Here is a 23,387-nt window from a genome sequence, read left to right as displayed (position 1 = left end):
GAGACGAATGTTACCTGAACTCAAATCCTGCTGAAAATACACAACCCGTAGCAACTTTCAGCAACGGACTACAAATCCAGGGCTGCCAGCGCTTTTGCCGCGTCTTCCAGCTCCAGTTCACTGAACACCTGAACCCCGGCACCAATCAATAACGCCGCGGTCACGCCCTGACCGTCGACCTTCACGCCGCCAAAACTGCCGTCATACGTCTGCACATTGCCGCAAGACGGGCTGTTGGCCTTGAGGATAGCGATACGGATGCCGTGCTGCGTCACCAGCGCCAGCGCCTGCCGGGCCCCGGATAAAAAGGCTGCGGTCACATCCTCGCCTTCGACAGTCATCACCGGCGCTCTGCCCGCAAGCACTTCAACTCCTTGGCCGCCGGGGATTTCCGCCGGCGCACGGGGTGTCGGCAAACCACCCGCCACTTCCGGGCACAAGGCAATGACCCGACCTTCAGCCTGCCACCGGGCCAATTGCGCATACGGGCCGCTGGCGCCGCCGTCGTAGCGCACGGGATGGCCCAGCAGGCAGCGGCTGATCAACAGTTTGTGGCTCATAGAAATATCTCGGTGGCACGACGACGAAACCAACCGGTCAACGACAAACGGTCACGGGTCGCTGGCATCACTTCGTGGGGGATCTCACCCGAGAGGAACACCACCAGACAACCACCGGTCGGCAACACGTCATAGTCGACATTTCCTTCGAGGTACATGCGCAAATGCCCACCATGTTCGGGCAGCCAGCTCTGATTGAGGTACACCACGGCCGACACAATGCGCCTGTCATCGTCGCGAAAGCGGTCCAGGTGCTTGAGGTAGAACGCACCGGGCGGGTACAGCGCAAAGTGACTTTCAAAGTCCTCCAGGCCCAAAAAAAGCCTGCGATTCATGGCGATTCGCAGGCTTTCCATTAACTCCAGATAACTGTCACAGGCCAAAGCCTCTCCCGGCTCCAACCATTGGATATGGTCACCCCGTATACCCTCGCGAACCTCCTGGGTCAGGCCGCGTCCAACAGCTGCGGGAGTGAGTTCACCTTCAGCAGAACGTTTATGGCACTCGGCCGCCAGCTCGAGGGTCAAAGCCTCGGGCAGGAAAATAGTTTGCTGTGACCATCCCTGCGCGTACAGGTCGTCGACGATGCGTAGAAACAGCGGGTGATCAGAGGGTATTGGCATGGCGCGCATAGTATCGAGCCGCCTCAAAATCTGACAGCTCCGTCTGGCTGGCAACGTCGAAAAATTTCACCTGTGCATTTAAAGCCCATTAGAGCGAGACGAATTCTCGACAAGTCCTACGCCACACCCGGACAATAGCGCCCTGCAGACAGGAGCCCCTCATGCGCCGCTTGTTTTTACTGTTAATGATGTTTTGTACGTTACCCGCATGGGCAGATAACCTTGATGATCTGTTTACGGTCGCCGGCTGGCCGCAGCAACGCGCGCATTTCAATGATGCCCTGAGCGCCGCTCAGCAGCGCTACAGCAACAATTTGCCGCCTGCGGTCTATCAGGCACTGGTCAACAACAGCAACCAGCGTTTTGCGCCTGATGCAATGGACCAACGGGCCAGGGACCAGATGCGCAAACACCTGCCTGATCCTGATCCTGCCCTGGCCTTTTTTCAGTCGCCGCTGGGTCGCAAGATCGTGGCCGCCGAACTGCTGGCCACCCGCCGCGATCAACTGGCCAAGCACGCACAAGGCTTGCCGCGCATGGAAGCCAGCGCCACCCGTCAGTTGCTGATCAATCATTTGTCCCGCGCACTGCCTGCCCGTGAAGCCGGAGCTGAAGTCAGCCTGGCCATTGCTGGCGTTGCCGCCGACAGCTTGAGCTCGATGATCCCGGGGCTGCTGGGTGGCGGGCAGGCCCAAAGCATGTTGAATGGCCAGCGCCAGCGGTTGATGGACCAGATCGCCGGTGAGCTGGATAACACGTTGCTCTACGTGTATCGCGACCTGTCTGACCCGGAGCTGGAAGAATTCGTCACCTTTGCTGAGTCACCTGAAGGCAAGACCTATTACCAGGCCGCTCTGGCCGCGATCCGCGCCGGGTTGGCAGTCGGGCAAAGTACCTCAAACCTGAGCCAGTAGGCTTAAGCCCTACAGGCTCACTATCAAGTTCAAAAGAACTTATCCAGAAACGCAAAATACCTCGCGCGGATTTCTGCCGTTTCATTCGCCAGATGGTGGCGCGCTTCAGGTAATAGCAGTATCTGCGGCTGCTTGAACCTCGCGCTCAATACCTCAAGGTTATGTTGCCAGTCCACCGTCTTGTCGGCTTCGCCCTGAATCACCAACGGCTGGCGGGCACTCGGTGATGCGCCTTCAATACGCGGAATCCAGCGCGCCAGTGCCCCCACCCACGCCGTTGGCAAACGTACCGGCTGCAGCGGATCGGCTTGCAGAAATGCCAGGAAATTCGGGTCGTTGGAGTTCTCGCTAAAGCGTCGGGCAATCCCTTTGACGAAAGGGCGCAGCAAGTAATAACTGAACTTTGACCAGCTCCAGCCTTTGGGGCGAACCAGTGGCGAGAGCAAAATGGCCTGCCCTTGAGCCGGGCTGTGCTCCCCGTGGTGCAGCAAGTGATCGAGGACAATCGCCCCGCCCGTGCTTTGCCCGCACAGGTGCCAAGGCTGGGGTAATTGCAACGATTGCGCCTCGATAAACAACCCTTGCAGGACTGCCTGGTACTGCGTGAAATCATCGATGCTGGCCCGCTCTCCACTCGACAGCCCATGCCCCGGCAGGTCACAGGCAATCACGACAAACCCCCGGTTCAATCCCCACTCGATCACATGCCGATACAGCCCCATGTGGTCATAAAAACCGTGAATCACAAACAGGGTCGCCACAGGCGGGGTGTCGGGCCACCACACCTGACTGACCAGTTCGAAGCCGCCTGCGCTAAAGCGGCCCAACTGGCGTTTGACCACAGCCGGACGCAGAGGAAAATCCAGCCCATAAAAGTGCTGATACGCCAGGCCCTCTCTCGATAACGGTTGAGCCGCGGCCAACGGCTGCAAGCTGGCGCGCAAGGAATCGGGGGCAAACGGGGCAGGCATAAGGGCTTCCAGACAGGGCGCACAAGCGCAAAACAGGCTTTATAGACCATCGATATTCATCTGTCAGGTCAGGCATGGCAAGCTACGCGACCTTCAAGGAGCTTTTGCATGCCGGTGCCCACGCTGAAAACCCTGTTGGCCTGCCTGCTGACGCTGATCTGCGCAGTGGGGTTGTGGCTCGCTTACGACTGGTTCCAGGGCCGCTACATTCGCGCCTTCAGCGATCAAACCGCGCTATTTGCAGGCGACGTACTGAGCCTGCCCGGCGAACTGTCCGGCCCGGGTGCGATTCGCGTGGTGCATTTCTGGGACCCGGCCTGCCCGTGTAACGTTGGCAACCAGCAGCATCTCGGTGAACTGCTGGCCCATTACGTCCCGCAAGGTGTCGAGTTCTACTCAGTGAAAAAGCCCGGCACTCAAGGCCAGTTGCCCTCCACCCTGGGCGCCATCAAGCCCTTGGCCAGCCTGCCCGGCGCCGAACGCCTGAGCGCCAGCCCGGCCGTGGCCATCTGGGACCGCAGCGGCCAACTGGCCTACTTCGGTCCCTACAGCGAAGGTGCCACCTGCAACGCCAGCAACAGCTTTATCGAACCCATCCTGCAAGCCCTGAGCGAAGGCCGTCCGGTCAAGGCCACCCACACCATGGCCGTAGGCTGCTATTGCCCGTGGCAGGCTGATAACGCCGCACGTTGATAGCGTCCCGGTGCACTTGAGCAGAACAAGGAGTAGTTCCATGAAACGCAGCCTGACCCTTATCGCTCTTGTCGTCGCGTCCATCGCAGGCGGCGGGTTCTGGTACGTGCAAAGCAAACTGCCGACACGCCATGGCCAGGTCGGGCTTGCTGCACTGCAGGGGCCGGTCACGGTGCGTTATGACGAGCGCGGGGTGCCGCATATTCGGGCTGGCAACCAGGCTGACCTGTATCGCGCCCTGGGCTATGTGCAGGCCCAGGACCGGCTGTTTCAGATGGAAATCATGCGTCGCCTGGCGCGGGGTGAGCTGGCCGAGGTGCTGGGGCCCAAGCTGGTCGATACCGACAAACTGTTTCGCAGCCTGCGCATCCGCGAGCGGGCTGCCAGTTACCTGACGGAGCTGGATCCTCAATCCCCGGCTTTCCTGGCCTTGCAGGCGTATCTGGACGGGATCAATCAGTTCCAGGCCAACAATCCCAAACCCGTGGAGTTCGACCTGCTGGGCATCACGCCACGGCCCTTTACCGCCGAAGACACCATCAGCGTTGCCGGTTACATGGCCTACAGTTTTGCCGCCGCCTTTCGTACTGAACCGCTACTGACGTATGTGCGCGATGAACTGGGCAGCAACTACCTGAAAATCTTCGACCTCGACTGGCAACCCCAGGGCGTATTGGCCCCGGCACTGGCGGCCAACGACTGGAAAACCCTGGGAGCGCTGGCCCGACTGAGCGATCAGGCCCTGAGCCAGGCCGGCTTGCCACAGTTCGAGGGCAGCAATGCATGGGTGGTGGCGGGCAAACGCACCCAAAGTGGCAAACCGCTGCTGGCAGGCGACCCGCACATCCGCTTTTCGGCACCCTCGGTGTGGTACGAGGCCCAGCTTTCGGCACCGGATTTTGAGCTGTATGGCTACCATCAGGCCCTGGTTCCGTTCGCCTTTTTGGGCAACAACCGGGATTTCGGCTGGAGCCTGACCATGTTCCAGAACGACGATCTGGACCTGATCGCCGAGAAGACCAACCCCGACAATCCCAATCAGGTCTGGTACCACGGTCAGTGGGTCGACATGACCCGCACCGAGCAGCAGATTGCCGTCAAGGGCGAGGCACCGGTCACGCTTACACTGCGCCAATCACCCCACGGGCCGATCATCAATGACGTGCTGGGCGCAACGGCGGGCAACACGCCGATCGCGATGTGGTGGGGTTTTCTGGAAACGAAAAATCCGATTCTGGAAGGCTTCTATCAGCTCAACCGTGCCGACAGCCTGAGCAAGGCGCGCACGGCCGCAACCTTTATTCAGGCGCCGGGGCTCAATCTGCTATGGGCCAACGCCAAGGGCGATATCGGTTGGTGGGCAGCGGCGCAATTACCCAAGCGCCCGGCCGGGGTCAACCCGGCGTTCATTCTGGACGGCAGCACCAACCAGGCCGACAAGGACGGTTTCTACCCGTTCAGCGCCAACCCCCAGGAAGAAAACCCGGCACGAGGCTATATCGTGTCAGCCAACTTCCAGCCGTTATCCCCTGCTGGCATCGAGATTCCCGGTTACTACAACCTGGCGGACCGTGGCCAGCAGCTAAATCGCCAGCTCAGCGATAACAGCGTGAAATGGAACCTGAAAAACAGCCAGGCCCTGCAACTGGGAACCGCCACAGACTACGGCCAGCGAGTGCTCAAACCCCTGTTGCCCGTACTGCGCGAAGTCGTCACGGTTCCAGCCGAGCGCAAACTGGTAGAACAACTGGCGCAATGGACAGGTGATTACCCGCTCGATTCGATTGCCGCCACTGTGTTCAACCAGTTCTTGTACAGCCTCACTGAAGCCACCATGCGTGACAAATTGGGTGACGCCTTTTTTGACACCCTGCTGACGACGCGAGTGGTTGATGCTGCCTTGCCACGCCTGGCCGCAAGCCCGGACTCGCCGTGGTGGGACAACCGCACAACAGCGCAAAAAGAGACCCGCGCTGACACGGTCAAAGTGGCCTGGCAGGCCAGCATTGCCCACTTGAAGGCTGTCCTGGGCGACGACCCCGGACAATGGCGCTGGGGCCGGGCCCACACCCTGACCCACGAGCACCCGCTGGGTCGACAAAAGCCTCTGGACTGGCTGTTCAACGTCGGTCCCTTCGCCGCTCCCGGCAGCCACGAAGTGCCGAACAACCTCAGCGCCAAACTCGGCAACGCACCGTGGCCGGTGACCTACGGCCCATCAACGCGGCGCTTGATCGACTTTGCCGACCCGGCCCACGGGCTGACCATCAACCCGGTGGGTCAAAGCGGCGTGCCCTTCGACAAACACTACCGTGATCAGGCCGAGTCCTACATCGAAGGCGACTACGACAAGCCACATATGGACGAAGCCGAAATCCAGCTCAACACCCGCAGCACCTTGCGGCTGATGCCGGTGCGGTGAGGTGTGGGGGCACGTCATTAGCGTTACAGCTCAGCCCTTAGCAGTCGTTGAGTCAGAAGCAATTGCAAACTTTTACGCGAATCAACAATGATGTGTACGTACACCGTCTGCGAGCGTATTTCGTAAATGATCCGGTTCATGCCACTGACCACTTGCCGAAAGTGATTCAGGCTCAGGGCCTGCAGTTCATCGGGAATTGAACCGGAGTGAGGCAACTCTGCGAGCGTGCGAATTGAGTTTTTCAACTGCTCGTAAGTGGCTTGCCAGGTACTGGCAGAGAAATTCTTGATGATGTAGTGCTTGAGCGTTTTAAGGTCGATCTGTGCTGACTTCAGCATGACGACTTTGAACGTCATTGCACATCAGCCTGTTCCAGCTCGGCAAATACATCCTCGATGTCACTGAACTGGCCGTTATCTATTTCTCGGTTGCCCAGTGCCAACAACTTCAGCAAAGCCATGGTCTCGGCTTGTTCTTCGTAGCTTTTAACGTCCATGACGACCATCTTTGCCTCACCATTTTGGGTAATAAGCAAAGGCTGCCGATTCTCAGTGATGGATTTCACGATTTCGGCGGTATGACTCTTCAGATAACTGATGGGCCGAACTTGGGATGAATATTTCATGGCGCCCTCCAGGCGATATCAAGACCAATTTTAGTCTTAATTCAGTCCTGCCCGCTGCTTTAGCGACGAAGGGGCACGACGTCATTGCCGTGAACCCTTCGCGAGCAGGCTCAGGCGCTCATGCCGCGCTGTTGGATCACGTCAAATACATCGTTGGCATCTTGCAGCATCAAGCGGGCGATATTGGTGACTGTGGTGAGGTCGCCGGGGTTGCTGTCACACAGCGGGCAACAGGCAAAAATAGTCAGCAATTTATGCAGCGCAGACAGGCGCTCGGCCACACAGGCGTGCAAATTCGCCAACGGTGCATGGCTGTCGATAAACAACACAGGGGTTTGGGAGGTCAGGGTGTCGAGAGGGAGAAAACGTTGGAATTGGATTTGAGTATTCATGAATGCAGCACCTATAGAGAATTAAAAGAGGTACTGCCACCGTTCGCTGCGAAACGGTTTGGGTGGCAGTTGCACGCAGGTTCGCAGACCGAGCTATAGGTGCCCCGGCAGACCCGAAGGTCTCCCGCGTACAACCGCCATAAAACGAATTTCAGATACTGAAAAGTACCTTCATCAGGCTCTTTGACGAATGACACCTATAGCGTATGGGCTGCGAAACCCCGCCACTGACAGTAGTCAGTGAGCGAAACAAACTATAAGTGTCGATTCAATTTGCGAGCAATCTCGCATTTGTAGGCATGGGATGCAATTCCTGTGGGTTTAGCCCAGCGCATAATCCAGCACGATCCCCACAAAAATCGACAAGCCTGCCCAGTGGTTGTGCAGGAAAGCTTTAAAGCAGCGCTGCGGATCACGGTCGCGGGTGTACCAGAACTCCCACACAAAACACGCCGCCGCGCCCAGCAGCCCAAGGTGGAACCAGCCGCCCAGTTCAAAGTGCGAACCTGCCAGCAGCAGACAGCCCAGGGCCAGACCCTGCAGGCTCAGGATAATCACGCGATCAGCATCGCCAAACAGGATCGCTGTGGATTTGACACCGATTTTCAGGTCGTCTTCGCGGTCGGTCATGGCGTAGTAGGTGTCGTAGCCCACCGTCCACAGCAGGTTGGCGATGTACAGCAACCATGCCGCAGCAGGCAAACTGCCGGTTTCGGCGGTGAAGGCCATCGGGATGCCCCACGAGAACGCAGCACCCAGTACCACTTGCGGGTAGTAGGTATAGCGCTTCATGAACGGGTAGGTCGCGGCCAGTGCCAGCGCGCCGAATGACAACCAGATGGTCGGTGCATTGGTGCACAGCACCAGCAGGAAGCTGAGCCCCATCAGCAGGGCAAAAAACACCAACGCCTCTTTGCTGCTGATTTTTCCGCTGGCCATCGGCCGTTGTTCCGTCCGTTTTACGTGACCATCCACCTTGCGATCGGCGAAGTCGTTGATCACGCAGCCCCCCGCTCGCGTCAGGATCACGCCGAATACAAAGATCAGCAGATTGCTTAGCGAGGGCACACCTTTGGCGGCAACCCACAGTGCCCACAGGGTCGGCCACAGCAGCAGGTAGATGCCGATGGGCTTGTCCATGCGGGTCAGCTGGATGAAGTCCCAGGCGCGAGGGTTCAACCGGTTGAGTGATTTGAGCAGGCGCATGTACATCAGTTGTTCTCCGACCGGGCACTGAGGGCGGTCCACAGTTTGGGTAAAAACACTTCGGCCACCAGCACGCTCAGTGCCCCGCGAACAAAGCGCGAGCGGCGGGCCCACAGGTGATCGACCTGGTCGACCCGTGGCAACCAGTGGCGCGGGTAGTGACACACCTGCAGCGCCCCACGCTCAAAGGCCTGATCGCTAAACAGCAACTCGCCCAATGAGCGGGTGCCCAGCTCGTCCATGTTCAGGCCGCCCTCTTGCAGCGAGCTTTTGGCCGCCACGCTGCGAGCAAACACCCACGGCTGGCCGTGCCCGCGCAAATACACTTCACGCACCCAGCCCTGAATGCCCTGGGGCAGTTCAAGTGCAGCACATTCGTCCGGGCGCAACACCTGCCAGCCCTCAAAAAGCGGAAGCACGCTGAAGGAATCGTCTGAAATCGCAGTGAGACGCCGGGTCAGAGAACCCTCATCAAACAGCCAGTCGAACGTTTGTGCGTCAGGCAGGGCAGGAAGTTGGCCTTGCTCAAGCCAGACGGGGGAGACAAGCGCAGAAGTTATGTGCGGCACAGTGGGTCATAATTGGCAGCCATTGAGGTCGGCGAGCTTATCACGCCGGTCCTTGATTGAGCGGCCTTGGGCCTTTTGGCAGTATTGGTGCTTGCATCTGCCTGTGGTCATCAGTACAAAACGCCCTGAATTTGACGAGCAACTCGGCGGGTGTTGATAAGTCTGTGGTCTCGTCCAAGCCTGAACCTTTAGGAAGTACCCCGATGAAAAAGTGGCAATGCATTGTATGTGGACTGATTTATAACGAAGCCGACGGCTGGCCGGACGATGGCATCGCCCCGGGCACCCTGTGGCAAGACGTGCCTGAAGACTGGCTGTGCCCGGACTGCGGCGTCGGCAAAATGGATTTCGAGATGATTGAAATCAACTGATCGACCCTTTTAAAACCTGATTCACCTTTGGAGATTGGAATGAACGCACCTGTCGTGATCGTTGGCACCGGGCTGGCTGGCTATAACCTGGCCCGCGAGTTTCGCAAGCTGGACAGCGAAACCCCGCTGCTGCTGATCACGGCCGATGACGGGCGCTCCTACTCCAAGCCCATGCTGTCCACCGGCTTTGGCAAGAACAAGGAAGCCGATGGCCTGAGCATGGCAACGCCCCAGGCGATGGCCGAACAACTCAAGGCCCAGGTGCGCACCCACACTCGCATCAGCGGTATCGACCCGGGCCACAAGCAATTGTGGATTGGCGAAGAAGCCGTGCCCTATCGCGACCTGATCCTGGCGTGGGGCGCACAAACGGTGCAGGTGCCGGTAGAGGGCGATGCCCAGGACGCCATTTTCCCGATCAATGATCTTGAAGATTACGCGCGCTTTCGTGCCGCAGCGGCAGGCAAGCGCCGGGTACTGATCCTGGGGGCGGGCTTGATCGGCTGTGAGTTTGCCAATGACCTGATCGCAGGGGGCTATGAGGTCGATCTGGTCGCGCCCTGCGAGCAAGTGATGCCAACCCTGCTGCATCCCGCAGCCGCGGCTGCGGTCCAGTCAGGCCTTGAGAGCCTGGGGGCACGCTTTCATCTGGGACCGGTGTTGACTCGACTGCAACGCACCGATGCCGGGCTCGACGCGCATTTGTCGGATGGCAGCGTAGTCCAGTGTGATGTTGTTGTGTCAGCCATCGGTTTGCGCCCACGCATCGATATGGCGGCCGCAGCCGGGATCAAGGTCAATCGCGGGGTCGAAGTCGATCGCCAGCTTCAAACATCCCACCCCAACATCTACGCACTGGGTGACTGTGCCGAGGTCGATGGCTTGAGTCTGTTGTACGTGATGCCGCTCATGAGCTGCGCCCGTGCACTGGCGCAAACGCTGGCAGGCAACCCGACTACGGTCAGTTATGGCGCTATGCCCATTACCGTTAAGACCCCGGTTTGCCCGCTGGTGGTATCACCTGTGCCGCGCGGCCGAGACGGCGTGTGGACCGTGGAAGGTCAGGGCGCCGATATCAAGGCGCTGTGCCGCGATGCCGATGGCAAATTGCTCGGCTATGCCCTGACCGGCGAAGCCGTTCGCGAAAAACTCGCACTGAACAAAGAGCTGCCTGCACTTTTGGCGTAAACACGGCGCACTCTGTCGGATATGGCACTGCCTTGACTCAACAAAGCCTGTGCAGAGGCTGGCGCCGGCCTTGACCGCATGCCATTCTCACACCGGTCTGCCGCAGTTTAGAGCCTGCGGCGCCTTGGGCGCTGCTCCATAGAGAGCAGCACGGACATAACAACAAAAAACCGTCAATGAGGCTTCATCATGCGTAAACCAGATCTCGCCGCCGCTATTGCTGAAAAGGCCGACCTCACCAAAGAACAAGCCAACCGCGTACTCAATGCAGTGCTAGAAGAAATCACCCAGGCCCTGCATCGCAAAGACAGCGTCACGCTGGTCGGCTTTGGTACCTTTATTCAGCGTCATCGCGGTGCCCGTACCGGACAAAACCCGCAAACCGGTCAGCCGGTCACCATCAAGGCCAGCAACACGGTAGCGTTCAAGCCGGGCAAGTTCCTCAAGGACAGCGTTAATCCTTAAGCCCTTGGCGACATGAAGAATGGGCAAGCTGGCGATCCTGGCGGCCCATTCTTGACTGTAACCGGGTCGATTATGCGGCCATAAGTGGCAAAACCTACCCCATCTACGCCCATCCATGCAGACATGTGGCGTTCTTCGCTCAAATCGTTACACTGCGCCGGCCATTTTTTATTCCCCCGAGGCCGCGTACATGAAATTTCGTTTTCTGCTCTGGATGCTTGGCTTTCTAATGGGCAAAGCCAGCCGTAAGAATCCTGCTTTCCAGCAACAGCTGGCTGACAAGGATCTGGTGTTCCAGCTGCAAACCCTCGATGGCAAAGTGGCCCGTCATTTCAAGGTCAAAAACCAGCGCATCACCAGCCACGGCGGCCTGTACCCCGAGCCTGCGTTTGCCATCGCCTTTAAGGATGCCGCCTACGGCTTCGCCACGCTGCAAGCGAAGAACAAGCAACTGGCGTTCATGACCGGGATTCAGGACAAGTCGATTCAGATCAAGGGCAACCCGGCGCTGGTGATCTGGTTCCAGGGCCTGACCAAATACCTCAAGCCGCGTAAGAAGACAAAGGCGTAGACCTCGGATATTTGTAGCCGCTGACGAGCTCCGCGAGGCTGCGATCGATTGCGCAGCGATCGCAAAACCTGAGTACGCGATTTTCCTGACAAATAGTGGAGGTTGGCTTTACGACTGCTTCGCAGCCGATCGCAGCCTCGCTTCGCTCCTCAGCGGCTACTGAAATGGAGCAGACCGGGCTTCAGGCCTGACCGAACTGCGCTGCCATTTCACGCAGCAACACTTCAGCCTCCAGTACTTTGCTGACGACCGCTTCGGCCTTGTCCCGCGACACCCCCAAACGCTCAAACAACGCATCTGGCAGCGGCGCACACGCACCATGCCCAATTCCGCGGTTTTGCAGTAACCCCAGCGCTACGCACACCAGATTCGGATAGTGGGCATCGGTACCGATGTAGGCCGGATCATGTTGAAAGCGCACCGCAATCGCCAGCTCCTCAGGCATGCCCCAAAACCGCATCAACCAGGCCCCCATTTGCTCACGGCTGATGCCCAGCAAATGCTGTTCAATCAGGCTATGGCTGACATGCGGGTTAACCTCGAGATGACGGCAGATCAGCGAAAAATGCGGCGGAAACACATAGGCCAAGAGCAAGTAACCAAAGTTGTGCAACAGCCCGCCCAGGTAAGTCATGCCGACTTCAGGACGCAGTTCCCGAGGCATGGCGCGGGTCAGCCCTTCGATCACCGCTGCGGTATAGATCGATTGTTGCCAGTAGGGTGTGCTCGATTGCGGATTGTCCTTGGGCAGGCTCAGACTTTTGCCCAACGACAGGCTGAGCGCCAGGTTGATCACCAGATCGACCCCCAGCACTCGCACAATGGCGTCTTCGACCGAGCGAATCTTGCTTTGTGATGCGTAGTACGACGACGACGCCCAGCTCATGACTTGTGCCGCGAGTGCCGGGTCGGTTTCAACAACACTGGTGATCTCATCGATGGTGACATCGGGATCGGAACGCAGCCGCATCATTCTGCGCACGCTCTCAGCCAACGGTGGCAACTCGATGGTCGCTTCGAGCCGCTGCTGAATCCGGCGTGCCGTGAATGCCTGAACGGCTCGGGTGATGGCCTCGCCATCGTCCCCTGTGTAATCAAGTTTGATCGCACTCAGGGGCTCGCCAAAGCGACCGACGCTGGCATTTTTGAGCAGGTATTTGAAATCTTCCCGAGTGATTTCCAGCAACCGCCCCGGCTCACCTGCGCTAATCAGCAGTGTGGGTTGTTGCAGCAATTGCTCTTCGTACAGGCAGGGCGAGTTGATCAGCGCTGGCAGCCCTGGCAACAGGCTCAGGCCATGTTTGTCGAGCATGGCCTGCAGGCGATCGGGAGCAACGGCGGTCATGCGGCGCCCGATCAAGTCAGCCAGACGGTTCAGATCCAGCAAATGGCTCTGCGTGAACAGCACCATGAGGATGCCGACCGCGTCATCGAGCAGTACAGCCTGGACCTTGCGCGCGGGATCGAGCGCCGGGTGGTCAGGGACTTCGCGATAAGCGATAGCCAAGTCACCGAGCAAGCGCCCGATAACAGACGGCGTACTCGCAACGGCAGGGGCGCTGGCAACTTCAGTCATGGTCTGCTTCCGTTCTGTACAACTCAAATTTGATAAGCCGTTACTAGATCGGCAGCCGGACCATTTACTGAATAGTGTTTTAAACCTGTCCGTATTGCTGGCCGTGACGCAGCCACCGATCCAGCAAGGGGCTGACATGACCAGGCCAGCGCTCAATCAACGCCTGGGCGGCCTCCCGCACGGCGGGCAGCAGGTCGGCATCGCGCATCAGGTCGGCAACCTTGAATTGCAGAAGGCCAGTCTGGCGGGTGCCCAGCATTTCTCCAGGGCCGCGCAGTTCCAGGTCTTTTTCGGCGATCACAAAGCCGTCGTTGGTCTCGCGCATGATGCCCAGACGCTGGCGGCCAATTTGCGACAGCGGCGGGTGATACAGCAGCACGCAATGGCTCGCGGCGCTGCCACGGCCTACACGCCCACGCAGTTGGTGAAGTTGTGACAGGCCCAGCCGCTCAGGGTTTTCGATGATCATCAGGCTGGCATTGGGCACGTCGACGCCCACTTCAATGACCGTGGTCGCCACCAGCAACTGCAGCTCACCGGCCTTGAACTGGGCCATGACAGCCGCTTTTTCAGCCGCTTTCATGCGCCCGTGGATCAGACCCACGCGCAACTCTCCCAAGGCACTGGAAAGGTCTTCAAAGGTGGTTTCGGCGGCCTGACAGGTCATCTCTTCGGATTCTTCGATCAAGGTGCAGACCCAGTAGGCCTGTCGTCCCTGCGCGCAGGCGGCACGCACTCGCTCAATCACTTCGATGCGTCGCGTGTCGACCACCAGTACGGTGTTGACCGGGGTTCGACCAGGGGGCAGTTCGTCGAGAATAGAGGTGTCGAGGTCGGCGTAAGCGCTCATGGCCAGGGTGCGCGGAATAGGGGTAGCGGTCATGATCAACTGGTGCGGACACATCACACCGCCCACCCCCTTGTTGCGCAGGGCCAGACGTTGCTGCACGCCAAAGCGGTGCTGTTCGTCAATGATGACCAGCGCCAGATTGTGGAACTGCACATGCTCCTGAAACAACGCATGGGTACCCACGACCATGGGCACGCCACTGGCGATTTGCTCCATCGCCGTCACGCGAGCCTTGCCTTTGAGCTTGCCGGCCAGCCAGGCGACCTCCAGCCCCAGAGGCTCCAGCCAGCGTTTGAAGTTGATGAAGTGCTGCTCGGCAAGGATTTCAGTCGGTGCCATCAATGCCACCTGATATCCCGCCTCAAGCGCCTGCAATGCGGCCATCGCAGCAACCACCGTCTTGCCGGAGCCTACGTCGCCCTGAATCAGGCGCAGCATGGGTTCGGGCTGACTGAGGTCATAGGCAATTTCGTTGCCGACCCGAGCCTGGGCTCCCGTCGGCGGGAAGCCCAGATTGGCAAGAAACTGCACCGGCAGTTTTGTGGCCTTGGGCAGTGCGGGCGCCTGCTGGGAGCGCAGGCTCTCGCGCAAACGCTGCTGGGACAGTTGATGAGTCAACAGCTCTTCAAAGGCCAGACGGTGCTGCGCCCAGTGATGGCCCAAGGCAAGTTCTTCAACATCGGCATCGGCGGGCGGCTGATGCAGATAACGAATGGCCTGGTCGAGTGGGGCCAGTTGATAGTCCTTGGCCAGTTCCGGCGGCAACCAGTCGGGCAGGCTGCTCGGGCCAAGCATGGCCAGGCTTTGCTGGCTTAACTGGCGCAGGCGCTGCTGGGTCAGGCCTTCGGTGGTGGGATAAATCGGCGTCAGGGTGGTATCGACGGGCGGCGGTTCGTCACCGGTAATGGCGCGGTATTCGGGGTGGTAGATTTCCAGCCCCGAGGCTCCTGGCCGGGCCTCGCCATAGCAGCGCACTTCAGTGCCGCGCTTGAGGCTTTCCTTTTGCGCATTGCTGAAGTGATAGAAGCGCAGGCTCAGGCCGCCAGTGCCATCGTTGATGCGCACCAGCAAGCTGCGGCGCTTGCCCATGACCACATCGGCACCGATAACCCGTCCTTCAACCACCGCGTCCTGACCGGGGCGCAAGGCGCCAATCGGCACCACGCGGGTCCGGTCCTGATAGCGCAGCGGCAAATGGAACAGCACGTCCTGGACGTTTTCCAGTCCGACCTTGGCCAGTTTCTCGGCCATGGCCTCGCCCACGCCCTTGAGCGCAGTGACCGACACTTTCGACAACTCGGTCATCGGCGTAATTACTTCTCAGCAGGCGGCTTGGCCACCGAGCACAGGCGGATCGAGTCGGCGAGGATTTCAATTGCCTTGGGCCGCGGGAAGCTGGCACGCCAGGCAATGGCGACGGTTCGAAACGGCACCGGCGGGGTCAACGGGCGCACAGCCAGGATACCGGGTGCGTAGTGGTGACTGTCGACGGCCGACAACGGCAGAATCGAGATACCCAGGCCGGACGCGACCATGTGGCGGATGGTTTCCAGCGAGCTGGACTCAACCGTCGTGTGCATGGCGCCATCATTGCCTTTTGCCACGGTCGGGCACGCTTCCAGGACCTGATCGCGGAAACAGTGACCTTCGCCCAGCAACAGCAGGCTCTTGTCGTTCAGCAGGCTGGCGTCGATGGTCTCTTTTTTGGTCCACGGGTGCTCACTGGGCATCAGCACGTAAAACGGCTCGTCGTACAGCGGCAAGGTCAGCACGTCGGCTTCCTGGAACGGCAGCGCGATGATAATCGCGTCCAGCTCACCGTTACGCAGCTTGTCGCGCAGGACGTGGGTGAAGTTTTCTTCGATATACAACGGCATCTGCGGGGCAACCCGGTGCAGTTGTGGAATCAGGTGCGGGAACAGGTACGGGCCCACGGTGTAGATCGCGCCGACCTTGAGCGGGGCCGTCAGCTGGTTTTTGCCCGCCTGTGCCAACTCGCGAATACCTTGCGCCTGCTCCAGCACTTTTTGTGCCTGGGCCACGATACTTTCACCCACCGGGGTTACGCGTACCGCACTTTTGCTGCGCTCGAAAATCAGCACACCGAGTTCGTCTTCCAGTTTTTTCACACCCACCGACAGGGTCGGCTGGCTGACGTGGCAACGTTCGGCAGCGTGGCCGAAATGTTGCTCTTGGGCGAGGGTAACGATGTAGCGTAATTCTGTAAGCGTCATAGCGTGCGTCCCTGTGGTTGCGGGCCAAGCATAGCGGCTGCAATCGATAGACGCACGTTATCAGACATTGCCCCAAGAGCTACAGTCGCTAATCAAAGGCAGGGCTGATTTATCTTGCTCGCAGATGCACAAAGGGCACCCTGAGGTGCCCTTTGCGGTGTTATCGCCGACGTTTATCGATGGAATAAACGAAGGGTGCCACGATCTCGATGCTGCCATTGGTCAGCATCTCGGGCGGCGGCTTGGGCAATGGCTGTGCCCGGCGAATCATTTCCAGGGTCGCCCTGTCCAGATCAGCATTGCCGGAACGCCCTACCAACTCGTAGGACAGTACCTTGCCTTCAGCATCCACCACGAAGCGCAGACGGTTCAGGCCTTCCTTGCCACGGGATTGCGCAGCAGGCGGGTACTTCTTGTACTTGCCCAAGTGACTGAGCAAGGTGCCTTCCCAACTGGCTTTGGCCGCCAGTTGTTGCGCAGACGGCCCCGGGGCCGGTGCAGCGGATTTCTCGCTGGTGTTCTTGGTCGGCGTCGCGTCGCTGGGTTTCTCTTCTGAAGGCTTCTCTTTGACCGGGTCCGGTTTTTCCACAGGCTTGGGCGGCTGAGGCTTTTGCTTGGGCTTGACCGGCTTGGGTACAGAAATCTTCGGCTTGGGCGCTTCGGCCAGCTTGGGTATCGGCAACTCTTCCACTGGCGCCGGCGGTTGTGGCGGTGTCACCACTTTTGGCGGCGCAGGAGGAGGCGGTGCCGGCAGTGGTGCCAGATCAACCATCATCGCTTGCGGCGGAAGTTCGATCGCGCGCGGGCTGGACCATTGCAGGGCAAGAATCACTGCCACTGCATGGACACCCAATACCACGGCCAGGCTGGTTGCGTAACGCGTCATCTTTTGGCGCGCTATGGTCATTTCTTGGCTGCCGTCTCAAGTCCGACCAGACCCACCTTCAAGTAACCGGCTGCGCGCAAAGCATCCATCACGCTCATCAAGTCACCGTAGTCCACGCCCTTGTCGGCCTGGAAGAAGATCGTCGTGTCTTTGTTGTTGTGGGTCCTGGCATCCAGGGTCGGGCCCAGCGCTTCAACCGTGACCGGTTCTTCGCCCAGATACAGCCGCTGGTCAGCCTTGACGCTGAGGAACACGGGTTTCTCGGGACGAGGCGCCGGTTTGGCGGTCGAAGCGGGCAGGTCAACCTTGATATCCACAGTGGCCAGCGGTGCTGCCACCATGAAGATGATCAGCAGTACCAGCATCACGTCGATAAAAGGGGTGACGTTAATTTCATGGTTCTCGGCGAGATCGTCATCGCCTTCTTTTAAATGCAGGCCCATGGCCGATTACCCCACTTTCACCATGTGCGGTTGCGAGCTACGCTCAGGCGGCAGGTGATCGAGGTCACGGCTAACCAACAGCAACACTTCAGCAGACGCATCAGCCACCTGGGCTTTGTAGCCGGTGATGGAGCGGGCGAAAACGTTGTAAATCACTACGGCAGGGATCGCAGCAACCAGACCCAGTGCCGTGGCCAGCAGGGCTTCGGCAATACCCGGCGCAACAACGGCCAGGTTGGTGGTCTGGGTTTTGGCGATACCGATGAAGCTGTTCATGATGCCCCATACCGTACCGAACAGACCTACGAACGGTGCAGTGGAACCAATGGTGGCGAGTACGCCCGTGCCGCTGCTCATGTTACGACCGCACGCGGCTACCAGACGCTCAAGACGGAAGCTCACACGCTCCTTGATGCCTTCTTTTTCGCGGCTATTGGCCGACAGGCGCATTTCTTCAAGGGCGTCCTGGACCAGCAGGTGGGCCAGCGTGCCTTCCTTGGCAGCAGTGTCGCTGGCTTCTTTAAGGGTGCGGGCTTTTTTCAGGTTGGCGATTTCAACGCGCAGACGACGCTTGGCGCCCAGCACTTCAAAGCCTTTGGCAATCCAGATGGTCCAGGTGATGATCGAAGCGATGGCCAGACCGATCATCACGATTTTGACGACGATGTCCGCGTTCTTGTACATGCCCCAAGGCGACAGGTCATGGGCCATGCCCAGGCTGTTTTCTTCTTCGGCAACAATTTGCGGCGCGTCATCGGCCGGGGCAACAGCGCCCTCAACCAGTGTAGGATCAGTCGCACCCGGTGTAGCAACAGGTGCAGGAGCAGCGGCTTCAGTAGCAGCCTGAACGGCAGGGGCAGCAGGCTCGTCGGCAAAGGCCGCGACAGGTGCCAACATCAAGCTGAACATCAGCGCCGCAACCCCACGCCAGACGCGTGTTGGGCTCAAAGGCTGGGTTGGCGAAGCGGTGGGATGATTGCGTGTCATGCTAGCCGGACCTGAGGAAAGTAATGAGGTAATGCCCTACAACGCGGTGTAAGACCAAGGGCAAAATGATGCGTTATTATTGCAAGTAATTCTTGTTAACAAAAGCAATAGCATCTGTTTTTTTCGAAAGTCACGACTTAGGTCGTGTCAAATCACGTCGTTTTGTAACTTTTCATTAGGAATTTTGCGATGCCAAAAGCTTCTGTATTGATCGCCGGATGCGGTGATATCGGCAGCCGCCTGGCCACTCAATTGCTCGGTGATGACTGGCAGGTGTATGGCCTGCGACGCTCCATCGACCGTTTGCCTGCGGGTGTCATCGGGGTGGCGGGTGACTTGTTCAGCGAGCAATGCCCGGCGCAATGGCCAACCGGCCAGATCGACTATCTGGTGTACAGCGCGGCTGCGACCGATCATGACGAGGCGGGTTATCAGGCGGCCTATGTCGACGGATTGAAAAACACCCTGGGCTGGCTTGAACTGAACGGCCAGCGGCCAAAGCGCCTGTTGTTTGTGTCCAGCAGCAGCGTTTTTGCCCAAAAGGATGGGGAGTGGGTGGACGAAACGTCCCCAGCCCAGGCGACAGCCTACTCGGGGCGGATCATGCTCGAGGCTGAGCAGGTGGCAATCAGCAGCGGTATCGCGGCCAGCGTCGTGCGCCTGACCGGGATCTACGGGCCTGGCCGTGAATGGATGCTGGGGCAGGTGCGCAAAGGTTATCGCGTGCCCACCGACCCGCCGATGTATGGCAACCGTATCCATGCCGATGACGCAGGCGGGCTTCTGGCCTTTTTGCTTGAGGCAGACCGCCAGGGTAAAGCCCTGGATGACTGCTACATCGGTGTCGATAACGCGCCGGTGCCACTGGCCGAGGTAGTGAGCTGGCTGCGAGAGCGCCTGGGCGTGACTGAATGGGCTGCCGAGACAAGCGCCCGCCGGGCAGGCAGCAAGCGTTGCAGCAACGCACGCGCCAAGGCGCTGGGCTGGGAGCCGCGCTACTCAAGCTTTCGCGAGGGGTATGCCGAGATTCTGGGGGAGAAGGGCTGAGTCTTGATGTTGGCTGGGTTCTTTGTGGGAGCGGGCTTGCTCGCGATGCAGTCGGCGCGGTCTGCCAGACAAATGGCGGCGATATCATCGCGAGCAAGCCCGCTCCCACACAGCATTTAATTGGGCAACAGTTTCTCTAACAACCACTCGCGCTTGCCCGGGTAAAACTGGGGCATGTCATCCGGAGCAGAAGCATCCAGCGCCTGGAAGATTTCCAGTTTGCGGCCATCGCGGACAAAAATGTGCGCCGCACCCAACTCACCCTGCTGCAACCAGAGGCTGTCGTACTCGCCGCTCATCGAGGCGCAATCGCCCGCCAGACACAACACGTAACGCTGGATATTGGGCAGGCCCTTGACCTGACCGTCCGCTGAAAACGTCACAGGGTTGCCCTGGCCCGCACCACTGACGACACGCCACTGCCCGCCCATATAAGCGGAGTTGAGCGCCGCCTCAAAACTCGTACCCAGTGGCGCGTCGCTTGCAACGTTGACCTGCGAACGCACAAAAGGCTGGCGCGGCTCTGCATCCGTCTCGGCCTGGATCAGCGTTTCACCTTCCAGGCTCAAGCCGGTGGATTCACTGCCATACAAGCTGACTTGCCACATGCCATCATCGGCAGGCAGCAGTTTGCCTTCCACTGACTCAAAGCCGTTGGTGTAGTGAGCGGTGGCGTTTTTGACGTCGATGTCCCATTCCAGGTTCGGCCCATAGGCCAGCAGGGCCTCGCGCAAGTTGCCACCATTGGCGGCTGCGTCGATCGCGGCCTGATTGATCCAGACACCACTGATGTCGCGGTGGGCGGGTACGCTGGCACAACCACCCAAAACAAAAGTGAGCAGTGACAACACGAGCGCTTTGCGCATGGCGGGGTCCTTTTGAAACAAGGAAGAGCGGGGGGTGGCGCAGCATGAAAACGCTGCGCCGAGGGTGTTACTCGATTACCAGAATAGCGTCCATCTCTACCTGCGAACCCTTTGGCAGGGCGGCAACACCGATGGCGGCGCGGGCCGGGTAAGGCTGTTCGAAGTAGGTGCCCATGATCTCGTTAACCTTGGCGAAGTGGCTCAGGTCAGTCAGGAAGATGTTCAGCTTGACGATGTCCTTGAACGAACCACCAGCGGCTTCAGCTACCGACTTCAGGTTTTCGAATACCTGAATGGTCTGGGCTTCAAAACCTTCAACCAGTTCCATGGTTTTTGGGTCCAGCGGGATTTGACCGGACATGTAGACAGTATTGCCAGCTTTGATCGCCTGAGAGTAAGTACCGATTGCAGCAGGTGCCTTGTCGCTGGTGATAACAGTCTTGGACATGGGTGACTCCTTGTAATTAGATGGCTACGCACGCATACGAGTGATGCGGATAACCCCGGTAAGGGCGCGCAGTTTTTTGATCACGCGAGCCAGGTGCACACGGTCGTGCACGCTGACCACCAGTTGGACCACGCTGATGCGACCATCGCGTTCGTCCATGCTGATCTTTTCGATGTTGCCGTCGGCGGCGTTGACGCTACTGGCCAGCAGCGCAATCAGGCCGCGCTGGTGTTCCAGCTCGACGCGCAATTCGACGTTGAATTCGCCGGTAACGTCCTTGGCCCACGACAGCTGGATGCACTTTTCGGGGTTGTGGCGGATTTCACTGATATTGCGACAGTTGTCCAGGTGCACAACCATGCCTTTGCCTGCTGACAGATGGCCAACAATCGGATCCCCCGGGATCGGCGTACAGCATTTGGCGTAGCTGAGCACCAAACCTTCTGTACCGCGAATCGCAAGCGGACCTTCAGGGCTCGGCAGCGCCTCGCCTTCGCCCAGCAGACGCCGGGCAACCACGTAGGCCATGCGATTGCCCAGCCCGATGTCTTCGAGCAGGTCTTCGATTTGTTCCAGGCGGTATTCCTGGAGCATCGCCTGAACGCGCTCGGCCGCAATTTTGTCCAGCGAGCTGTTGAAGCCGTTAAGCACCTTGTTCAGCAAGCGCTCGCCCAGATTGACCGACTCGGAGCGGCGTTGCAGCTTGAGGGCATGACGAATATGCGTACGCGCCTTGCCAGTCACCACAAAATTGAGCCAGGCCGGGTTTGGACGGGCACCGGGAGCACTGACGATTTCGACCGTGGAGCCACTTTGCAGCGGCTCGGACAGCGGCGCGAGACGACGGTTGATCCGGCACGCAATGCAGCTGTTGCCGACATCGGTGTGCACCGCGTAAGCAAAATCGACCGCAGTGGAGCCTTTGGGCAGCTCCATGATCCGGCCTTTGGGCGTGAACACGTAGACCTCGTCCGGGAACAGGTCGATCTTCACGCTTTCGATAAATTCGAGGGAGTTGCCTGCGCGCTGCTGCATTTCCAGCACGCCCTTGACCCACTGCCGCGCCCGGGCGTGAGTGCCCGTGTGCTGCTCGTCGCCACTGGATTTGTACAACCAGTGGGCAGCGATACCGTTGTTGGCCATTTCTTCCATTTCACGGGTACGGATCTGAATTTCGATCGGTACGCCATGCATGCCAAACAGCGTGGTATGCAACGACTGATAGCCGTTGGCCTTGGGAATGGCGATGTAGTCCTTGAAACGCCCCGGCAGGGGTTTGTACAAATTATGTACAGCACCCAGCACGCGGTAGCAGGTATCGACCTTGTCTACGATGATCCGGAACGCGTAAACATCCATGATCTCGTTGAAGGCCCGGCGCTTGCCGCGCATCTTCTTGTAGATGCCGTAGATGTGTTTTTGACGGCCGCTGACTTCGCCCTGAATGCCATCGATGGCCAGGCAGTGGCTGAGCGACTCTTCAATTTTGTTGACGATTTCCTTGCGATTGCCCCGGGCGCGCTTTACCGCCTGATAAATGCGCGCGGAGCGCATCGGGTACATCGCCTTGAAACCGAGGTCTTCGAATTCGATACGAATGCTGTGCATACCCAGCCGATTGGCAATGGGCGCGTAGATTTCCAGGGTTTCCTTGGCAATCCGTCGGCGTTTTTCGCCGGACAGCACTTCGAGGGTACGCATGTTGTGCAGACGATCAGCCAGCTTAACCAGGATCACGCGGATATCGCGCGCCATGGCCATGGCCATCTTCTGGAAGTTTTCAGCCTGGGCTTCGGCCTTGGTTTCGAAGTTCATCTGAGTCAGCTTGCTGACTCCATCGACCAGATCGGCCACGGTTTCGCCGAACTGCGCGACAAGCGCTTCCTTGGCAATACCGGTGTCTTCAATTACGTCATGCAGCATGGCCGCCATCAGGCTTTGATGGTCCATATGCATGTCGGCAAGGATGTTTGCCACTGCCAGCGGGTGCGTGACATAAGGCTCGCCGCTACGTCGGCGTTGGCCGTCGTGGGCTTGTTCTGCGTAGAAGTACGCCCGGCGGACCAGATTGACCTGGTCCGGGCCGAGGTACGCCGACAAGCGATCGGCGAGGGCGTCTATGCTCGGCATGAGGAAACCTCCTGCCAAAACTTTTTACCCTTCGCCGTGCTACGTCGACCGGGCATAGGCTTAGTTCGCCTCGTTGGACTCGTCCTCGAACGCTGCGAACAGCGGTTCGTCTTCGACGATTTCAGCGTTGGCGATAAACTCGTAGCTCATCAGGCCTTCTGCGATTTCACGCAGGGCAACAACGGTAGGCTTGTCGTTTTCCCACTGCACCAGTGGCTCTTTACCGCCGGTGGCCAGTTGACGGGCACGCTTGGTAGAGAGCATGACCAGCTCAAAGCGGTTATCCACGTGTTCTAGACAGTCTTCAACGGTTACGCGGGCCATGGTCTTCCTCGTAGCAAATGCAATAT

General features: G+C 59.0%; 26 protein-coding genes. 8 read left to right on the top strand and 18 right to left on the bottom strand.

The window, feature by feature from the left end:
• Nucleotides 1-68: 68 nt before the first annotated feature.
• Entirely contained in the window at nucleotides 69-560 is a 492-nt protein-coding gene (locus AC19YQ_RS00850; protein ID WP_339475128.1) for a 2-thiouracil desulfurase family protein, read from the bottom strand.
• Complete coding sequence (locus AC19YQ_RS00845; protein WP_500594382.1) at nucleotides 557-1,192, bottom strand: 2OG-Fe(II) oxygenase; 636 nt, start codon at nucleotides 1,190-1,192, stop codon at nucleotides 557-559. Before AC19YQ_RS00845 ends, AC19YQ_RS00850 begins: the two co-directional genes overlap by 4 nt.
• A gap of 152 nt (nucleotides 1,193-1,344) precedes the next feature.
• On the opposite strand from AC19YQ_RS00845, the gene AC19YQ_RS00840 reads away from it, so the two are divergent.
• Nucleotides 1,345-2,097 carry a DUF2059 domain-containing protein gene (locus AC19YQ_RS00840; protein ID WP_133075080.1) on the top strand — a complete coding sequence of 251 codons (753 nt, stop codon included), beginning with the start codon at nucleotides 1,345-1,347 and terminating at the stop codon, nucleotides 2,095-2,097.
• Nucleotides 2,098-2,126: 29 nt separating this feature from the next.
• On the opposite strand, the gene bipL is transcribed toward AC19YQ_RS00840, so the two are convergent.
• On the bottom strand, nucleotides 2,127-3,068 hold the full coding sequence (gene bipL, locus AC19YQ_RS00835; protein ID WP_500594381.1) for a phospholipase BipL: 942 nt from the start codon (nucleotides 3,066-3,068) through the stop codon (nucleotides 2,127-2,129).
• A gap of 108 nt (nucleotides 3,069-3,176) precedes the next feature.
• Here bipL and AC19YQ_RS00830 point away from each other — a divergent pair, with 108 nt between their 5' ends.
• Both AC19YQ_RS00830 and AC19YQ_RS00825 read left to right on the top strand, forming a co-directional pair.
• Entirely contained in the window at nucleotides 3,177-3,761 is a 585-nt protein-coding gene (locus AC19YQ_RS00830) for a DUF6436 domain-containing protein (protein WP_500594380.1), read from the top strand.
• Between the two features lie 40 nt (nucleotides 3,762-3,801).
• Entirely contained in the window at nucleotides 3,802-6,183 is a 2,382-nt protein-coding gene (locus AC19YQ_RS00825) for a penicillin acylase family protein (protein WP_500594379.1), read from the top strand.
• 23 nt (nucleotides 6,184-6,206) lie between these two features.
• Here the strand turns inward: AC19YQ_RS00825 and AC19YQ_RS00820 are convergent, their stop codons facing one another.
• The 5 genes from AC19YQ_RS00820 to AC19YQ_RS00800 all read right to left on the bottom strand — a co-directional run bounded on the left by AC19YQ_RS00820 (nucleotide 6,207) and on the right by AC19YQ_RS00800 (nucleotide 8,975).
• Nucleotides 6,207-6,539 carry a type II toxin-antitoxin system RelE/ParE family toxin gene (locus AC19YQ_RS00820; protein WP_500594378.1) on the bottom strand — a complete coding sequence of 111 codons (333 nt, stop codon included), beginning with the start codon at nucleotides 6,537-6,539 and terminating at the stop codon, nucleotides 6,207-6,209.
• Nucleotides 6,536-6,808, bottom strand: a complete 273-nt coding sequence (locus AC19YQ_RS00815; RefSeq protein WP_500594377.1) for a type II toxin-antitoxin system Phd/YefM family antitoxin — start codon at nucleotides 6,806-6,808, stop codon at nucleotides 6,536-6,538. The genes AC19YQ_RS00820 and AC19YQ_RS00815 overlap by 4 nt, the downstream gene beginning before the upstream one ends.
• A gap of 110 nt (nucleotides 6,809-6,918) precedes the next feature.
• Entirely contained in the window at nucleotides 6,919-7,200 is a 282-nt protein-coding gene (locus tag AC19YQ_RS00810; protein ID WP_500594376.1) for a fructose-bisphosphate aldolase, read from the bottom strand.
• A 321-nt stretch (nucleotides 7,201-7,521) separates the two neighbouring features.
• Nucleotides 7,522-8,412, bottom strand: a complete 891-nt coding sequence (gene ubiA / locus AC19YQ_RS00805) for a 4-hydroxybenzoate octaprenyltransferase (RefSeq protein WP_500594375.1) — start codon at nucleotides 8,410-8,412, stop codon at nucleotides 7,522-7,524.
• Entirely contained in the window at nucleotides 8,412-8,975 is a 564-nt protein-coding gene (locus tag AC19YQ_RS00800; RefSeq protein ID WP_500594374.1) for a chorismate--pyruvate lyase family protein, read from the bottom strand. The genes ubiA and AC19YQ_RS00800 overlap by 1 nt, the downstream gene beginning before the upstream one ends.
• Before the next feature lie 203 nt (nucleotides 8,976-9,178).
• On the opposite strand from AC19YQ_RS00800, the gene AC19YQ_RS00795 reads away from it, so the two are divergent.
• The 4 genes from AC19YQ_RS00795 (at nucleotide 9,179) to AC19YQ_RS00780 (ending at nucleotide 11,570) form a co-directional block, all read left to right on the top strand.
• The gene (locus AC19YQ_RS00795) at nucleotides 9,179-9,346 is read left to right on the top strand and encodes a rubredoxin (protein ID WP_003437744.1); all 168 of its coding nucleotides are present in this window, start codon (nucleotides 9,179-9,181) and stop codon (nucleotides 9,344-9,346) included.
• A 39-nt stretch (nucleotides 9,347-9,385) separates the two neighbouring features.
• Entirely contained in the window at nucleotides 9,386-10,534 is a 1,149-nt protein-coding gene (locus tag AC19YQ_RS00790; RefSeq protein WP_500594373.1) for an NAD(P)/FAD-dependent oxidoreductase, read from the top strand.
• A 189-nt stretch (nucleotides 10,535-10,723) separates the two neighbouring features.
• Complete coding sequence (locus tag AC19YQ_RS00785; protein WP_016782719.1) at nucleotides 10,724-10,999, top strand: HU family DNA-binding protein; 276 nt, start codon at nucleotides 10,724-10,726, stop codon at nucleotides 10,997-10,999.
• Between the two features lie 190 nt (nucleotides 11,000-11,189).
• The gene (locus AC19YQ_RS00780) at nucleotides 11,190-11,570 is read left to right on the top strand and encodes a helicase (RefSeq protein WP_339475117.1); all 381 of its coding nucleotides are present in this window, start codon (nucleotides 11,190-11,192) and stop codon (nucleotides 11,568-11,570) included.
• A 181-nt stretch (nucleotides 11,571-11,751) separates the two neighbouring features.
• Here AC19YQ_RS00780 and AC19YQ_RS00775 read toward each other — a convergent pair whose 3' ends face one another.
• From AC19YQ_RS00775 to exbB, 6 genes are all read right to left on the bottom strand, one after another.
• A complete protein-coding gene (locus AC19YQ_RS00775; RefSeq protein WP_133075072.1) occupies nucleotides 11,752-13,146 on the bottom strand; it encodes an aminoacyl-tRNA deacylase and HDOD domain-containing protein in 1,395 nt (464 codons plus the stop codon).
• 79 nt (nucleotides 13,147-13,225) lie between these two features.
• On the bottom strand, nucleotides 13,226-15,301 hold the full coding sequence (gene recG / locus AC19YQ_RS00770) for an ATP-dependent DNA helicase RecG (RefSeq protein ID WP_339475114.1): 2,076 nt from the start codon (nucleotides 15,299-15,301) through the stop codon (nucleotides 13,226-13,228).
• A gap of 8 nt (nucleotides 15,302-15,309) precedes the next feature.
• Entirely contained in the window at nucleotides 15,310-16,230 is a 921-nt protein-coding gene (locus tag AC19YQ_RS00765) for a hydrogen peroxide-inducible genes activator (RefSeq protein WP_133075070.1), read from the bottom strand.
• A gap of 160 nt (nucleotides 16,231-16,390) precedes the next feature.
• Entirely contained in the window at nucleotides 16,391-17,137 is a 747-nt protein-coding gene (locus tag AC19YQ_RS00760; protein WP_048361365.1) for a TonB family protein, read from the bottom strand.
• A complete protein-coding gene (gene exbD, locus AC19YQ_RS00755; RefSeq protein ID WP_019828186.1) occupies nucleotides 17,134-17,559 on the bottom strand; it encodes a TonB system transport protein ExbD in 426 nt (141 codons plus the stop codon). Before exbD ends, AC19YQ_RS00760 begins: the two co-directional genes overlap by 4 nt.
• A 6-nt stretch (nucleotides 17,560-17,565) precedes the next feature.
• Nucleotides 17,566-18,546: a tonB-system energizer ExbB gene (gene exbB, locus AC19YQ_RS00750; protein ID WP_339475108.1), complete on the bottom strand. Its 981-nt coding sequence runs from the start codon at nucleotides 18,544-18,546 to the stop codon at nucleotides 17,566-17,568.
• 189 nt (nucleotides 18,547-18,735) lie between these two features.
• Between exbB and AC19YQ_RS00745 the strand changes: the two genes are divergently transcribed.
• Complete coding sequence (locus AC19YQ_RS00745; protein WP_500594372.1) at nucleotides 18,736-19,593, top strand: SDR family oxidoreductase; 858 nt, start codon at nucleotides 18,736-18,738, stop codon at nucleotides 19,591-19,593.
• 116 nt (nucleotides 19,594-19,709) lie between these two features.
• Here AC19YQ_RS00745 and AC19YQ_RS00740 read toward each other — a convergent pair whose 3' ends face one another.
• The 4 genes from AC19YQ_RS00740 to rpoZ all read right to left on the bottom strand — a co-directional run bounded on the left by AC19YQ_RS00740 (nucleotide 19,710) and on the right by rpoZ (nucleotide 23,361).
• The gene (locus AC19YQ_RS00740) at nucleotides 19,710-20,459 is read right to left on the bottom strand and encodes a hypothetical protein (RefSeq protein ID WP_339475103.1); all 750 of its coding nucleotides are present in this window, start codon (nucleotides 20,457-20,459) and stop codon (nucleotides 19,710-19,712) included.
• Nucleotides 20,460-20,526: 67 nt separating this feature from the next.
• Nucleotides 20,527-20,907: a RidA family protein gene (locus AC19YQ_RS00735; RefSeq protein WP_016782709.1), complete on the bottom strand. Its 381-nt coding sequence runs from the start codon at nucleotides 20,905-20,907 to the stop codon at nucleotides 20,527-20,529.
• 24 nt (nucleotides 20,908-20,931) lie between these two features.
• A complete protein-coding gene (gene spoT, locus AC19YQ_RS00730; protein ID WP_133075066.1) occupies nucleotides 20,932-23,037 on the bottom strand; it encodes a bifunctional GTP diphosphokinase/guanosine-3',5'-bis pyrophosphate 3'-pyrophosphohydrolase in 2,106 nt (701 codons plus the stop codon).
• 60 nt (nucleotides 23,038-23,097) lie between these two features.
• Nucleotides 23,098-23,361, bottom strand: a complete 264-nt coding sequence (gene rpoZ / locus AC19YQ_RS00725) for a DNA-directed RNA polymerase subunit omega (RefSeq protein WP_016782707.1) — start codon at nucleotides 23,359-23,361, stop codon at nucleotides 23,098-23,100.
• Between the last annotated feature and the right edge of the window lie 26 nt (nucleotides 23,362-23,387).

This window comes from Pseudomonas sp. MF06569, assembly GCF_059862735.1.
This window is presented reverse-complemented; position numbering and strand designations above follow the sequence as displayed.

Bases quoted from the DNA above. Each gene is read 5' to 3' on its own strand.
- AC19YQ_RS00850 (WP_339475128.1), bottom strand. From the start codon at position 560: ATGAGCCACAAACTGTTGATCAGCCGCTGCCTGCTGGGCCATCCCGTG.
- AC19YQ_RS00845 (WP_500594382.1), bottom strand. From the start codon at position 1,192: ATGCGCGCCATGCCAATACCCTCTGATCACCCGCTGTTTCTACGCATC.
- AC19YQ_RS00840 (WP_133075080.1), top strand. From the start codon at position 1,345: ATGCGCCGCTTGTTTTTACTGTTAATGATGTTTTGTACGTTACCCGCA.
- bipL (WP_500594381.1), bottom strand. From the start codon at position 3,068: ATGCCTGCCCCGTTTGCCCCCGATTCCTTGCGCGCCAGCTTGCAGCCG.
- AC19YQ_RS00830 (WP_500594380.1), top strand. From the start codon at position 3,177: ATGCCGGTGCCCACGCTGAAAACCCTGTTGGCCTGCCTGCTGACGCTG.
- AC19YQ_RS00825 (WP_500594379.1), top strand. From the start codon at position 3,802: ATGAAACGCAGCCTGACCCTTATCGCTCTTGTCGTCGCGTCCATCGCA.
- AC19YQ_RS00820 (WP_500594378.1), bottom strand. From the start codon at position 6,539: ATGACGTTCAAAGTCGTCATGCTGAAGTCAGCACAGATCGACCTTAAA.
- AC19YQ_RS00815 (WP_500594377.1), bottom strand. From the start codon at position 6,808: ATGAAATATTCATCCCAAGTTCGGCCCATCAGTTATCTGAAGAGTCAT.
- AC19YQ_RS00810 (WP_500594376.1), bottom strand. From the start codon at position 7,200: ATGAATACTCAAATCCAATTCCAACGTTTTCTCCCTCTCGACACCCTG.
- ubiA (WP_500594375.1), bottom strand. From the start codon at position 8,412: ATGTACATGCGCCTGCTCAAATCACTCAACCGGTTGAACCCTCGCGCC.
- AC19YQ_RS00795 (WP_003437744.1), top strand. From the start codon at position 9,179: ATGAAAAAGTGGCAATGCATTGTATGTGGACTGATTTATAACGAAGCC.
- AC19YQ_RS00790 (WP_500594373.1), top strand. From the start codon at position 9,386: ATGAACGCACCTGTCGTGATCGTTGGCACCGGGCTGGCTGGCTATAAC.
- AC19YQ_RS00785 (WP_016782719.1), top strand. From the start codon at position 10,724: ATGCGTAAACCAGATCTCGCCGCCGCTATTGCTGAAAAGGCCGACCTC.
- AC19YQ_RS00780 (WP_339475117.1), top strand. From the start codon at position 11,190: ATGAAATTTCGTTTTCTGCTCTGGATGCTTGGCTTTCTAATGGGCAAA.
- AC19YQ_RS00775 (WP_133075072.1), bottom strand. From the start codon at position 13,146: ATGACTGAAGTTGCCAGCGCCCCTGCCGTTGCGAGTACGCCGTCTGTT.
- recG (WP_339475114.1), bottom strand. From the start codon at position 15,301: ATGACCGAGTTGTCGAAAGTGTCGGTCACTGCGCTCAAGGGCGTGGGC.
- AC19YQ_RS00765 (WP_133075070.1), bottom strand. From the start codon at position 16,230: ATGACGCTTACAGAATTACGCTACATCGTTACCCTCGCCCAAGAGCAA.
- AC19YQ_RS00760 (WP_048361365.1), bottom strand. From the start codon at position 17,137: ATGACCATAGCGCGCCAAAAGATGACGCGTTACGCAACCAGCCTGGCC.
- exbD (WP_019828186.1), bottom strand. From the start codon at position 17,559: ATGGGCCTGCATTTAAAAGAAGGCGATGACGATCTCGCCGAGAACCAT.
- exbB (WP_339475108.1), bottom strand. From the start codon at position 18,546: ATGACACGCAATCATCCCACCGCTTCGCCAACCCAGCCTTTGAGCCCA.
- AC19YQ_RS00745 (WP_500594372.1), top strand. From the start codon at position 18,736: ATGCCAAAAGCTTCTGTATTGATCGCCGGATGCGGTGATATCGGCAGC.
- AC19YQ_RS00740 (WP_339475103.1), bottom strand. From the start codon at position 20,459: ATGCGCAAAGCGCTCGTGTTGTCACTGCTCACTTTTGTTTTGGGTGGT.
- AC19YQ_RS00735 (WP_016782709.1), bottom strand. From the start codon at position 20,907: ATGTCCAAGACTGTTATCACCAGCGACAAGGCACCTGCTGCAATCGGT.
- spoT (WP_133075066.1), bottom strand. From the start codon at position 23,037: ATGCCGAGCATAGACGCCCTCGCCGATCGCTTGTCGGCGTACCTCGGC.
- rpoZ (WP_016782707.1), bottom strand. From the start codon at position 23,361: ATGGCCCGCGTAACCGTTGAAGACTGTCTAGAACACGTGGATAACCGC.